Source organism: Streptomyces griseoviridis, assembly GCF_005222485.1.
Lineage (GTDB): Bacteria > Actinomycetota > Actinomycetes > Streptomycetales > Streptomycetaceae > Streptomyces > Streptomyces hintoniae.
Map to the genome: position 1 here is coordinate 1286107 of NZ_CP029078.1, position 13915 is coordinate 1300021.

8 protein-coding genes are annotated in these 13915 nt (G+C 75.0%); all 8 read left to right on the top strand.

The genetic code is table 11. From position 1 onward, the window contains the following. Positions 1-22 precede the first annotated feature (22 nt). The 8 genes from DDJ31_RS05165 to DDJ31_RS05200 all read left to right on the top strand — a co-directional run bounded on the left by DDJ31_RS05165 (position 23) and on the right by DDJ31_RS05200 (position 13311). Positions 23-1081: a DegT/DnrJ/EryC1/StrS family aminotransferase gene (locus tag DDJ31_RS05165; RefSeq protein ID WP_127181472.1), complete on the top strand. Its 1059-nt coding sequence runs from the start codon at positions 23-25 to the stop codon at positions 1079-1081. A gap of 95 nt (positions 1082-1176) precedes the next feature. After that, positions 1177-2358, top strand: coding sequence for a cytochrome P450 (locus tag DDJ31_RS05170; protein WP_127181471.1), 1182 nt, complete (start codon positions 1177-1179; stop codon positions 2356-2358). A gap of 82 nt (positions 2359-2440) precedes the next feature. Continuing rightward, positions 2441-2635: a ferredoxin gene (locus DDJ31_RS05175; RefSeq protein ID WP_127181470.1), complete on the top strand. Its 195-nt coding sequence runs from the start codon at positions 2441-2443 to the stop codon at positions 2633-2635. 62 nt (positions 2636-2697) lie between these two features. After that, positions 2698-3456 (top strand): thioesterase II family protein, encoded by a 759-nt coding sequence (locus DDJ31_RS05180; protein ID WP_127181469.1) that lies wholly within the window; start codon positions 2698-2700, stop codon positions 3454-3456. A 205-nt stretch (positions 3457-3661) separates the two neighbouring features. Next, complete coding sequence (pabB, locus tag DDJ31_RS05185; RefSeq protein WP_127181468.1) at positions 3662-5803, top strand: aminodeoxychorismate synthase component I; 2142 nt, start codon at positions 3662-3664, stop codon at positions 5801-5803. 75 nt (positions 5804-5878) lie between these two features. Continuing rightward, on the top strand, positions 5879-11155 hold the full coding sequence (locus tag DDJ31_RS05190; protein ID WP_127181467.1) for a type I polyketide synthase: 5277 nt from the start codon (positions 5879-5881) through the stop codon (positions 11153-11155). A 208-nt stretch (positions 11156-11363) separates the two neighbouring features. Next, a complete protein-coding gene (locus DDJ31_RS05195) occupies positions 11364-12374 on the top strand; it encodes an ATP-binding cassette domain-containing protein (RefSeq protein WP_127181466.1) in 1011 nt (336 codons plus the stop codon). A 91-nt stretch (positions 12375-12465) separates the two neighbouring features. Continuing rightward, positions 12466-13311 (top strand): ABC transporter permease, encoded by an 846-nt coding sequence (locus DDJ31_RS05200; protein ID WP_240678271.1) that lies wholly within the window; start codon positions 12466-12468, stop codon positions 13309-13311. Positions 13312-13915: the final 604 nt, after the last annotated feature.

The following is a 13915-nucleotide window of genomic DNA, read 5'->3' on the forward strand; positions in this document are numbered from 1 at the left end:
AAGCGACAGCAGCGAGGACTTCATGGCCTTCACCCATCCCGTCTCCCGGCCGAGTCTGGACGGCCGCGAGCTGGAGTACGTCACCGACGCCGTCTCGGCCGGCTGGATCTCCTCCCAGGGGCCCTACGTCCAGCGGTTCGAGGAGGCGTTCGCCGCGTGGAACGGGGTCGCCCACGGCGTCGCCTGCTCCTCGGGCACCGCCGCCCTGACCCTGGCGCTGCGCGCGCTGGGCATCGGTCCCGGCGACGAGGTGATCGTGCCGGAGTTCACGATGGTCGCCTCCGCGTGGGCGGTCACCTACACCGGCGCCACGCCCGTCTTCGTGGACTGCGGCGACGACCTGAACATCGACGTGGCCCGCATCGAGGAGAAGATCACCCCGCGCACCCGGGCGATCATGCCGGTGCACATCTACGGGCGGCGCTGCGACATGGACGCCGTGATGGACCTCGCCCACCAGTACAACCTGCGGGTGGTGGAGGACTCGGCGGAGGCCCACGGGGTGCGTCCGGTGGGTGACATCGCCTGTTTCTCGCTGTTCGCCAACAAGATCATCACGGCCGGCGAGGGCGGCATCTGCCTCACCGAGGACCCGCGGCTGGCACGGCAGTTGGACCACCTGCGGGCGATGGCCTTCACCCGCGACCACAGCTTCCTGCACAAGAAACTGGCCTACAACTTCCGGATGACGGCGATGCAGGCCGCCGTCGCGCTGGCCCAGGTGGAGCGGCTCGACGACATCCTCGCCGCCCGTCGGGAGATCGAGGCCCGCTACGACGCGGGCCTCAAGGACATCCCCGGGATCACCCTGATGCCGGCCCGTGACGTGCTGTGGATGTACGACCTGCGGGCCGAGCGGCGGGAGGAGCTGCGCGCCCATCTCGACGCGCGCGGGGTGGAGACCCGGCTGTTCTTCAAGCCGATGAGCCGCCAGCCCGGCTACCTCGACCCGGTGTGGCCGACCCTCAACGCCCACCGGCTCAGCGAGGACGGCCTCTATCTGCCCACCCACACCGGGCTGACCGCGGCCGACCAGGAGTACATCACCGGCGCCGTCCGGGAGTTCTACACCGGGGGCTGACCGGGGGCCCGCCGCGGCGGGCCGCCGCACCCGCCCGCCGCCGGGCCCGACCGGGCCCGGTCCGCCGACCGCAGGACGATGAACAAGGAGCGGACATGACGACCAGCCCCGGCCCCACGGTGGTCGACTTCCCGTTGCGCACGCCCGAGGAACCGCTGCCGCTGTCCCAGTACGCGAGCCACCGGGAGCAGAGCGGACTGGTCAGGTCCCATCTGCCGAACGGCGTGCCGATCTGGCTGGTCACCCGGCACGAGGACGTGCGCGCGGTGCTCACCCACCCGAAGATCAGCGCCAACCCGGACAACGAGGGGTTCCCCAACGTCGGCGCGACGATGGGCGTGCCCAAGCAGGACCAGATCCCCGGCTGGTTCGTGGGCCTCGACTCCCCCGAGCACGACCGGTTCCGCAAGGTCCTCATCCCCGAGTTCACCGTGCGCCGGGTCAGGGAGCTGCGGCCTGCCGTGGAGCGGACCGTGGACGAGCGCATCGACGCCATGCTGGCCGGCGGCAACACCGCCGACCTGGTGGAGGACTTCGCGCTGCCGGTGCCGTCGCTCGTCATCTCCTCGCTGCTGGGCGTGCCCTCGGCCGACCGTGACTTCTTCGAGTCGCGTACCCGCACCCTGGTCGCCATCCGCACCTCGACCGACGAGCAACGCGCCATCGCGACCCGGGAGTTGCTGCGGTACATCAACCGTCTCATCGCCATCAAGGAGAAGTGGCGCGGCGAGGACCTGATCAGCCGGCTGCTGTCGACGGGCCAGCTCAGCAACGAGGAACTCTCCGGCGTCCTGCTGCTCCTGCTGATCGCCGGCCACGAGACCACCGCGAACAACATCGGGCTCGGCGTGGTGACGCTGCTGTCCAACCCGGAGTGGATCGGCAGCGACAAGGTCGTGGAGGAGCTGCTGCGGCTGCACTCGGTGGCCGACATGGTCGCGCTCAGGGTGGCCGTCGACGACGTGGAGATCGCCGGGCAGCTGATCCGCAAGGGCGAGGGCATCGTGCCGCTGATCGCCGCGGCCAACCACGACACCGAGGTCTTCGGCTGCCCGCACGCCTTCAACCCGGAGCGCGCCGAGCGCCGGCACATCGCCTTCGGGTACGGCGTCCACCAGTGCCTGGGGCAGAACCTGGTCCGGGTCGAGATGGAGATCGCCTACCGCAGGCTGTTCGAGCGCATCCCGACCCTGGAACTGGCCGTCCCGATGGACGAGTTGGCGTTCAAGTACGACGGGATCCTGTTCGGCCTCCACGAGTTGCCGGTGCGCTGGTAGCCACCGGCCGCGGGTGCCGCCGGACGGTCCCGGCGGCACCCGCGCATCCCCGGTCCCCCACCACCCCAAGGAGCCAAGGATCATGCGTGTCACCGTCGACAGGGAGAGCTGCGTCGGAGCGGGCCAGTGCGTGCTGAACGCGCCCGACGTCTTCGACCAGGACGACGACGGTTTCGTCGTCCTGCTGGCGGAGGAACCCGGCGACGCGGACCCGGGCGCCGTCCGCGCGGCGGGCGACCTGTGCCCGTCCCGCTCGGTCACCGTCCACGAGGACTGACACCCGCCCGCCCCACGGCCGGCGGGACCCCGCCGGCCCGCACCACTGAAGGGACACACACCGTGACCACCGCTGCTGACGAGATCGCGGCCCGCTGGCTGCGGCGCTACCACCCGGCCGACGCCGACGCGGTCCGGCTGGTCTGCTTCCCGCACGCCGGGGGCTCCGCGAGCTTCTACCACCCGGTCTCGGCGCGGTTCGCGCCGTCCGCCGAGGTGATCTCGCTCCAGTACCCCGGCCGCCAGGACCGGCGCAAGGAACCCTGCGTCGCGGACCTCGGCACCCTCGCCGACCTGATCACCGAGCAGCTGCTCGCCCTCGACGACCGCCCGACCGTCTTCTTCGGGCACAGCATGGGCGCCGCACTGGCGTTCGAGACGGCGTGGCGGCTGGAGCAGAAGGACGCCGGACCGCGCGAGATCCTCGCCTCCGGGCGCCGCGCCCCCTCCACCACCCGCGCCGAGGAGGTCCACCTCCGCGACGACGACGGCATCGTCGCCGAGATGAAGCGCCTCAACGGCACCGCGGCCGGTGTCCTCGGCGACGAGGAGATCCTGCGGATGGCGCTGCCCGCGCTGCGCGGCGACTACCGCGCCATCGAGACGTACTCCTGCCCGGCCGACCGCCGGGTGCGCTGCGACATCACCGTCCTCACCGGCGACGCCGACCCGCTGACCACGGTCGCGGAGGCCCAGCGCTGGCAGGACCACACCAGCGGCGCGTACCGGCTGCGGAGCTACGAGGGAGGCCACTTCTTCCTCGTCCAGCACCTGGCCGCGGTCCAGGCCGAGATCGCCCGCGCCCTCACCCCGGCCTCCTGAGCGTCCGGCCCGGGTGGGTGGCGGGACCACCCCCCGGGCAGGCGCTGGAGCCGTGACCGAAGCACGCCGACCGGCATCGTGCCTGAGCACGTCCGCCGCGGCCGGGGCCGCCACGCAGCAGGAGAACCGTCCACGGCCGGACGGCACCCCCGTCCGTCGCCTCCCACGTCACTTTCCGCTCACGCGCCTCCTGGACAAGGACACCATGCGCACACTTCTCGTCGACAACTACGACTCCTTCACCTACAACCTCTTCCACTACCTGTCCCGGGTCAACGGGCAGGAGCCCGAGGTCATCCGCAACGACGACCCCGGCTGGCGGCCCGGCCTGCTCGACGCGTTCGACAACGTCGTCCTCTCCCCCGGCCCCGGCACCCCGCACCGCCCCGCCGACTTCGGCCTCTGCGCGGAGATAGCCGCCGAGGGCCGCCTCCCGGTGCTCGGCGTCTGCCTCGGCCACCAGGGCATGGCGCTCGCCCACGGCGCGCGCGTGGGCCGCGCCCCCGAACCGCGGCACGGCAGGACCTCCGCCGTCCGGCACGACGGCACCGGCCTCTTCGAAGGGCTGCCGCAGCCCCTCGAAGTGGTCCGCTACCACTCCCTCGCGGTCACCGACCTGCCGCCGGAGCTGGAGGGCACCGCGTTCTCCCCCGACGGCGTGCTGATGGCGCTGCGCCACCGCACCCTGCCGCTGTGGGGCGTGCAGTTCCACCCCGAGTCGATCGGCACCCGCGAGGGGCACCGGCTGCTGGCGAACTTCCGCTCCCTCACCGAACGGCACGGCCGCCCCCGGGTCCCCGCGGCGGCGCCCACCGTACGTCCGGTCACCCCCGCCGAACCGGCCACCCCGGTAAGGACGTTGCGGGTCCTCGTCGAGCAACTCCCGGCCCGCTGGGACTCCGAGGTCGCCTTCGACACCCTCTTCCGGCGCGGCGAGCACCCGTTCTGGCTCGACAGCAGCAGGACGGGCGACCGGCTCGGCCGGCTGTCCGTGCTCGGCGACGCCTCGGGCCCGCTCGCCAGGATCGCCAAGGCCGACGTCACCGCGGGCACCGTGACGGTCACCGCGGGCGGCGCCACCAGCACCGTCCACAGCCCGTTCCTGACCTGGCTGGAGAACGACCTGGCCGGTCTGCGCACCGAAGTGCCCGAGCTGCCCTTCGAGTTCGCCCTCGGCTGGGTCGGCTACCTCGGCTACGAGCTGAAGGCCGAGTGCGACGGCGACGCCGCGCACCGCTCCCCCGACCCCGACGCCACCCTCGTCTTCGCCGACCGCGCCCTGGTCCTCGACCACCACACCGGCACCGGATACCTGCTGGCGCTGGCCGAGGACGGCGCCGAGGACGCCGCGCGCGCCTGGCTCACCGAGGCCGCCGGGACCCTCGACGGCATCGCGGGACAGCCGCCCGCACCGTGCGCGCGGACCCCGCGGGGCACCACAGGGCCCGTGGAGCTGCGCCACGACCGGGACGCCTACCTCAAGCTGATCGACGTCTGCCAGCAGGAGATCGCCGCGGGCGAGACGTACGAGGTCTGCCTCACCAACATGGCGGAGGCCGACACCGACCTCGACCCCTGGCAGAGCTACCGGGCGCTGCGCCGGGTGAGCGCGGCACCGTTCGCCGCGTTCCTGCACTTCGGCCGGGTCGCGGTGCTCAGCAGCTCCCCCGAGCGGTTCCTGCGCATCGACCGGCACGGCGGCATGGAGTCCAAGCCCATCAAGGGCACCCGGCCGCGCGGCACCACCCCCGAGGCCGACGCCCGGCTCGCCGAGGACCTCGCGACCTGCGAGAAGGACCGCGCCGAGAACCTGATGATCGTCGACCTGGTCCGGCACGACCTGGGCCGGTGCGCCGCCGTCGGCTCGGTCGTCGCCGACCCGGTGTTCCAGGTCGAGTCGTACGCGAGCGTGCACCAGCTGGTCAGCACCGTGCGGGCCGGACTGCGCGCGGACCGCAGCCCGGTGGCCGCCGTGCGGGCCGCCTTCCCCGGCGGGTCGATGACCGGCGCCCCGAAGATCCGCACCATGCAGATCATCGACCGGCTCGAAGGCGGCCCCCGCGGTGTCTACTCCGGCGCCATCGGCTACTTCTCGCTGACCGGCGCGGTGGACCTGTCCATCGTCATCCGCACCCTGGTCCTCAGCGGCGACCGGCTGCGCTACGGCGTCGGCGGCGCCGTCATCGCGCTCTCCGACCCGGCGGCCGAGTTCGAGGAGACGGCCGTCAAGGCGACCCCGCTGCTGCGGCTGCTCGGCACCGGCTTCCCCGGCCGCGACGCCCCGGGCGAGGGCCCCGCCGACCCGGCACCGCCCACCGCGGCCGCCGCGGCCGCCGGGGATCTCTAGGGAAAACACGGCCCGCGCGGCAAGAGTCTGGAGCGGTTCTCTCTCCATGACGGCGACGCTCGACACCCGGGAGTGATGGTGCCCGTCCACACCCACGACTACCTGATCGATCCCCCCGGCAGCACCGGCCGCGCCCTGGACGGGCTGACCCTGCCCGAGGTGTTCGGCGCGGCGGTGCGCAGGGGCGGCGACGCGGTCGCCCTGCTCGCCGGGGGCCGCGCCCTGACCTGGAACGCCTGGCGGGCCGAGGTGGACGCGCTGGCGCGCGGCCTCCAGGCGGCCGGGGTGGTCCCCGGTGACGTGCTCGCCCTGCACCTGCCCAACTGCTGGGAGTACCTGACGCTCCATCTGGCGGCGGCGGCGGTCGGCTCGGTCACCCTGCCGGTGCACCAGGGCAACGCGCCCGCCGACGTACGGGCGCTCCTGGAGCGGGTCGGGCCCGCCGCCGTCGCGCTGCCGCCGCGCACCCAGGACGGCGCGGGCCCGCTCGCCGCGACCGCGCTGCGCGAGGCGCTGCCCTCGCTGCGGGCCGTGCTGGTCGCGGGCGACACGGCCGCGCCCGGCGCGCAGACCGTGACCGGGTTCCTCGATCAGTGGACCGGGCAGCGGCCCGAACCGGTCGATGTGCGGCCCGAGTCGCCGTTCGTGCTGCTGCCGTCGTCGGGCACCACCTCGGCGCGGCCGAAGATCTGCCTGCACTCGCACGACGCGCTGCTCACCAACTCCCGGGTGGCGACCGAGGACTCCGCCGACGCGTACGCGGGCACGGTGCTCACCGCGTGCCCGCTGACGCACTGCTTCGGCCTCCAGTCGGTGTACGCGGCGTTCTTCCGGGCCGGCCGCCATGTGCTGCTGCCCACCTGGGACGTCGAGCGGTTCATGGAGCTGGCCGGGCGGCACGACCCGAGCGTGGTCGTCGCGGTGCCCGCGCAGCTGCACGACATCGTGACCAGGGCGCGGGAGCTGCCCGACCGCGGCGGGCTGCGCCCCGCCCGCATCCTGACGGCCGGGGCCGCGCTGCCGCCCGCGCTGGTGCGCGAGGTGCGCGAGACCCTGGAGACCACGCTGGTGGTGGTGTGGGGCATGTCGGAGGCCGGCAACGGCACCAGCAGCCTGGCCGGTGACCCGCCCGAGGTCGCCTCCCGCAGCGTCGGCCGGCCCATCAAGGACTCCGAGATGCGGGTCGTCGACGAGGACGGCCTGCCCTGCCCGCCCGACGAGCCCGGCCAGTTGCAGTACCGGGGCCCGAGCCTCTTCCGCGGCTACTTCGGGGAACCCGAGCTGACCCGCTCGGTGGTGACCGAGGACGGCTGGCTGCGCACCGGCGACCTCGCGTCGATCGGCGCGGACGGCCTCGTCGCCTTCCACGGCAGGTCGGCCGAGCTGATCAACGTGGGCGGCCGGAAGTTCAACGCGGTGGAGATCCAGACGCTGCTGGCGGAGCTGCCCGGCATCGGCCCGCTCGCCGTCGTCGCCAAGCCCGACCCGCGGCTGGGCGAGTACCCGGTCCTGGTGGTCACCGAACGCGACGCCGGCACCGGGAGCGCCACCGGCACCGAGGGGGACCGCGCGTCTGGTGCGCCCGCCGTCCGGGGCGGGCCGCGCGGCACGGTGGGGCTGCGCGAGGTGACGGCGTACCTGCGGGCGTCGCAGGTCGCCGAGTACAAGATCCCGCTGGAGGTGGTGGCGCTGCCCGCGCTGCCCCGCACCCCCGCCGGGAAGATCAACAGGCGGGCCCTCGAACAGCACCTCGCCGAGACCGCCGACCAGCCCGCGCCCGCCCCCGCCCCGGTGCCGCGCCCGGCGCTGCGGGACGCGCTCGGCCTGGTCGTCACCGCCGTCACCGACGTGCTGGCCGCCGTGCCCGGCAAGGACGCGCCGGCCGAGCCGATCGGACCCGACGTCACGTTCCGCGCCCACGGCCTCGACTCCGTCGCCTCCGTGCGGCTGCGCAACGCGCTCGCCGAGGCCACCGGGCTCTCCCTGCCCGCCGGACTCGCCTTCGACTTCCCCACCCCCGAGGCGCTCGCCCGGGAACTCGCCGGCCTCAACACGCCCCAGGACACCGGGCCCGCCCGGCGCCACGGACCCGGCGACGAGCCCGTCGCGATCGTCTCCATGGCCTGCCGGCTGCCCGGCGGCGCCACCTCCCCCGAGGCCCTCTGGGAGCTGCTGCGCGACGGCACCGACGCGGTGTCCGGCTTCCCCGAGGACCGCGGCTGGGACCTCGACGCCCTCTTCGCCGACACCCCCGAAGGCGCCGACACCCCCGGCACCTCGGTGGCCCGCGAGGGCGGATTCCTGCGCGACGCCGCCCACTTCGACGCCGGGTTCTTCGGGATGTCGGCACGCGAGGCCCTCGCCACCGACCCCCAGCAGCGGCTGCTCCTTGAGACCGCGTGGGAGGCCGTGGAACGCGCCCGGCTCGACCCCGCGACGCTGCGCGGCAGCCGCACCGGCGTGTTCACCGGCGCGATGTACCACGACTACGCGGCGGGCGCGGCCGACCCGACGGGCGAGCTGGAGAGCCTGCTGCCGGTGGGCACCGCGGGCGGCGCGCTCTCCGGCCGGATCGCCTACGCCCTCGGGCTCAGCGGCCCCGCCCTCACCGTCGACACCGCCTGCTCCTCGTCCCTGGTCGCCCTGCACCTGGCGTGCCGTTCGCTGCGCTCGGGCGAGTCGGACCTGGCGCTCGCCGGCGGGGTCGCGGTGATGTCGACCCCGGCGGCCTTCGTCGGCTTCTCCCGGCTGCGCGGCCTCGCCCCCGACGGCCGCTGCAAGTCCTTCGGCGACGGCGCCGACGGCGCCGCCTGGTCCGAGGGCGCCGGCCTGCTCGTCCTCGAACGCCTCTCCGACGCCCGCCGCAACGGGCACCCGGTCCTCGCGGTGATCCGGGGCTCCGCCGTCAACCAGGACGGCGCCTCCAACGGCCTCACCGCACCGCACGGTCCCGCGCAGCGCCGGGTCGTGCGTGCGGCCCTCGCCGACGCCGGGGTCCGCGCCGACGAGGTGGACGCCGTCGAGGCGCACGGCACCGGCACCGCGCTCGGCGACCCGATCGAGGCCGAGGCGCTGCTCGACACCTACGGGCGCGAGCGGCCCGACGGACGGCCGCTGTGGCTGGGCTCCGTCAAGTCGAACCTGGGCCACACCCAGGCCGCCGCGGGCGCCGCCGCCGTCATCAAGATGGTGCTCGCCCTCGAACACGACCTGCTCCCGCGCACCCTGCACGCCGACACCCCGACCTCGCAGGTCGACTGGAGCCCGGGGACCGTGCGGCTGCTGTCCGAGGCCCGCCCCTGGCCCCGCGAGGACGGCAGGCCGCGCCGGGCCGGGATCTCGTCGTTCGGCATCAGCGGCACCAACGCCCACCTGGTCATCGAGGAGGCGCCCGGCGCCGAGGCGGACGCGACCGCCACCGCCGTCCCGGACGACGACAGCGCCGCCGGGCCCGTCACGCCGTGGCTGGTGTCCGCGAAGGACCCGGACGCCCTGCGCGGGCAGGCCAGGCGGCTCGCCGGGTACGCCGCCGCGCATCCGGAGGTCTCCGCGCGGGACATCGCCCACTCCCTCCTCACCACCCGCACGGTGCACCCGCGCACGGCCGTGCTGACCGGAGCCGACCGGGCCGGGCTCGTCGCGTCGGCCGAGGCGTTCGCGCGCGGCGAGGCACCGGGCAGCGCCGGGCGCGGTCCCGTCGGCGGCGACCGGCAGACGGCGTTCGTCCTCACCGGGCAGGGCAGCCAGCGCCCCGGCATGGGCCAGGGGCTCGCCGCCGCCTTCCCGGTCTTCGACGCCGCGCTGCGCGAGGTGTGCGCGGTCCTCGACCCGCTCCTCGACCGGCCCCTGACCGACGTCATGTGGGCGGCCCCCGAGAGCGAGGACGCCGCGCTCCTCGACCGCACCGGATACGCCCAGCCCGCCCTGTTCGCCTTCGAGGTGGCCCTGTACCGGCTCCTTGAGTCCTGGGGTGTCGTACCGGACCGCCTTGTCGGGCACTCGGTGGGCGAGATCGCGGCCGCCCAGGTGGCCGGCGTGCTGTCGCTGCCCGATGCCTGCGCCCTGGTCGCCGCGCGCGGCCGGCTGATGGAGGCGCTGCCGCCGGGCGGCGCGATGGTCGCGGTGCGCTGCTCCGAGGCGGAGATCGGGCCGCTGCTCGCCGGGCACGGGCACGAGGTCGCGGTGGCCGCCGTCAACGGGCCGCGCTCCGTGGTGCTGTCCGGCGCCGAGCCGGCCGTCGCCGCGCTGGCCGCCGAGGCCGCCGCGAACGGCCACAAGACCCGCCGCCTGGTGGTCAGCCACGCCTTCCACTCGCCGCTGATGGAACCGATGCTCGACGCGTTCCGCGCGACGGTCGCGGAGCTCGCCTTCGCGGCGCCCGCGCTGCCGGTGGTCTCCGGTGTGACCGGCAGGCCGCTCACCGCCGAGGAGGCGGCCGACCCCGAGCACTGGGTGCGGCACGCCAGGGACACCGTGAGGTTCGCCGACGCGGTCAGCCACCTCGACGCCGAACACACCGCCGTCTACGTCGAGTTGGGCCCGGAAGCGGCACTCACCCCGATGGTCGAGGAGTGCCTGGGCGAACGCGACCCCGGCACCGGGCCCGCCGTCGTGCCGGTGCTGCGCGGCGGCACGGACGAGGCCGGCGCCGCCCTGACCGGCGCGGTGCGGCTGCACGCGCTGGGGCTGCCGGTGGAGTGGCGGGCCGCGCTGCCCGGCGCGGCCGCAGTGCCGCTGCCCACGTACGCGTTCCAGCACGAGGCGTACTGGCTGGCGTCGGTCCCGGCGTCCGCCGTCGCGACCGGACCGCTCCTCGCCGGGCCGGCAGCCGCCGCCGGGGGCCCCGAGCTGGCGGAGCGGCTCGCCGGGCTCTCCGACGCCGAGGCCGAGAGCCTGGTCACCGAGCTGGTCCGCGCCGAACTCGCCGCCGTGGTGGGCGGCCGGCTCCCGGCGGACGCCGGCCCCGACCTGGCCTTCACGGAGCTGGGCGTCACCTCCGTCACGGCGGTGGAGCTGCGCAACCGGCTGACCGCCGTGACCGGTGTCCGGCTGCCGCCGACCCTGGTCTTCGACCACCCCTCCCCCGGGGCGGTGGCCCGGCTGGTGTGCGACGCCCTCCGGGACCACCGGCCGCGGCGCCGCCGTGACCCGGCCGAGCTGCTCGACGAGCTGGAGACGCTGCTCCTGTCGGGCGCGACGGTCGACTCGGGCACCGGGGCCAGGCTGCGGGCCCTCGCGGGCCGCTGGGCGCCGTCGCGCGGTGGCGCCGCCGAACAGGGCGCCCCCGTCATGGACGTGGCCGACGCCTCCGACGAGGAGCTGTTCCGCCTCATGGACGGCGACCCGGCGTGACGCGAGCGCGACCGACCGGCCCCCAAGGGGCTTGTCTCGCGGGGCGGTTCACCCGCTGCCCCGAACGCCCTTGCACCTCAGGAGGGTTCGGCCACTCCCCCGGACAACGGTCCCAGCCGGCCGTCCCGTTCCGGCGGGGGCGGCCCGGCCCCCTCAAGAGACGGCCGGTCCTCCACCGGCCGCAGACCCACGAGCGGGAGTACATCGCATGAGCGGGCTCGTCACGCCCCCTGTCACCCGGCCGGGACCGGCGCCGGGCTCCGGTCCCGGCGACCTGATGATCGAGGCGGCCGGCGTCACCAAGTCGTTCGGCTCGGTCCACGCCCTGGACTCGGTGAGCGTCGCCGCCCCGCGCGGCACGGTCCTCGGGCTCCTCGGCCACAACGGCGCCGGGAAGACCACTCTGGTCAACATCCTCACCACGGCGCTGCCGCTCACCTCGGGGCGGGCCAGGGTCGCGGGCTTCGACGTCTCGCACAAGCCCGTCGAGATCCGCCGCCGGATCGGCCTCACCGGCCAGTTCGCGTCGGTCGACGGCCAGCTCAGCGGACGCGACAACATCGTCCTCATCGCCCGGCTGCTCGGCGCCGGACGCCGGGCCGCCGCGGCGCGCGCCGCCGAACTCCTCGAACTCTTCGGCCTGACCGATGTCGGCGACCGCCGGGCGAGCGGCTACTCCGGCGGTCTGCGCCGCCGCCTCGACCTCGCGGTGTCGCTGGTCGGCGCCCCCGAGGTGCTGTTCCTCGACGAGCCGACCACCGGACTCGACCCGACCAGCAGGCTCAACCTGTGGGAGATCGTCGAGGGCCTGGTCCGCCAGGGCACCACCGTGCTCCTGACGACGCAGTACCTGGAGGAGGCCGACCGGCTCGCGGACACCATCACGGTGCTGTCGGCGGGGCGGGTGGTGGCCGCGGGGACCGCCGCCGAGCTGAAGGCGACCATCGGCCGCCGCACGGTCACCCTGACCCTCGACACCGGCGAGGACCGCGCCACGGCGGGCGCGGCCCTGCGCGGCGCTGGCTTCGCCGCGGTGGTCGGCGAGGACGAGGCGCGGACCGTCGTCGTCCCGATCGACGCCACCCGGGAGATCGCGGACGTCATCAGGACCCTGGACCAGGCGGGCGTCGAGGCCGGCGAGCTGACCTTCGGCGAACCCAGCCTCGACGACGTGTACCTGGCGCTCGCCGACCGGTCCGCGGTCCGGACCCCGGCGTGAGCGCCCTGGGCCCCGGCCGCCCAGGACCCGCCGGACCCCGCGCCACCCCGGCGGACGCGTCCGCCCACCGACGCCCCCCGTGGAGGACCCGATGACCACCCAGCTCACCCAGGCGACCGGAGCGGCCTCCCGGGTCGCGGGCGCGCAACCGCCCGTGTTCGGCGGGAGTTCGCTCCTCACCCAGATCCGGGTGCTGACCGGGCGGTCGCTTCGCGCCATGGTGACCGACCCGGGCATCGTGCTGTTCGGCCTGATCCAGCCGGTGGTCATCCTGTTCGTGCTGACGCAGGTCTTCAGCAAGATGGGCATGCCGCCGCACTTCCCGAACGGTGTCAGCTACCTCGACTACGTGCTGCCCGCCGTCCTCGTGGACAACGCCGCGCAGTCCGCGATGCAGTCGGGGGTGGGGCTGGTCGAGGACCAGAAGAACGGGATGGTCGCGCGGCTGCGGTCGCTGCCGGTGCACCCGGGGGCGCTGCTGGCCGCGCGCAGCCTGGTCGGGCTGGTGCGCAGCGCCGTCCAGGTGCTGGTGATCATGGTGCTGGCGATGACCGCCCTCGGGTACTCGCCGCACGGCGGTGTCGCCGAACTGGCGCTCTCCGCCGGGCTGACGCTGTTCATCAGCTTCTCGCTCGGCTGGGCGTTCATCGCGGCCGGGGCCTGGCTGCGGCGGGCCGAGCCGTTGCAGAACCTCGCCCTGATCGTCATCTTCCCGCTGATGTTCGCCTCCAGCGCCTATGTGCCGGTGGAGGACCTGCCCGCGTGGCTGCGGGTGGTCGCGAGCGTCAACCCGCTGACGTACGCGATCGACGCGACCCGGGCGCTCGCCCTCGACGTGCCGGGGCTCGACCACGCGTTCCCCGCCCTGGCGATCTGCGCGGTGATCGCCGTGGTCGGCATGGTGGCCGCCCTGCGCGGCTTCCGCCGGCCCCTCTGACCCCCCGCGCGGACTCCCCCCACGCGTGCGGGGGACGAGGCCCGTGGACGCCCATCCTCAGCGTCCACGGGCCTCTTCTCATGCCCGGACGCGGAGACGACCGTGAGGCCGCGCGCAGGCCGTCGGGCCGCCACTGACGGCGTGCACGGGCGCCGGACACCGGACGCCCTGCCTGGACTGGACGCCTGACCCTCCTGTTACACCGCGCGCGGGCGTCGGCCTGACGCCGCGCCCCGCCCGTCGAGCCGCCGGCACCCGCGCCCTGACGGCCCGGCCGGGGCTCACCGGTGCTGCCCGTTCCGGTCAGCCGGGTTGGCGCAAACAGTCACCGCGGGCGCGCACATCAAGCCATGGGCTGGCTCGGCGGGAGACCTGTCCGTTTCCGTACGTTTGAAAGCGGGCGCGGCGGGACGGAGAACGGGCGGAGGGGCGTGCGCGCGGGGAGACGGCGACGCCCCGCCCGGTGGAGTGGACCCCGCGCACCGGACGGAGCCGGCCCACCGCAGGCGCGCGGCCCGCGAGGGCGGGGGCGGAGAGCCCTCGGGGCCCGGTGCGCGGGGTGCGGCACCGGGCCCCGAGGGCTCGCGGGCGGGGCGGGACTCGG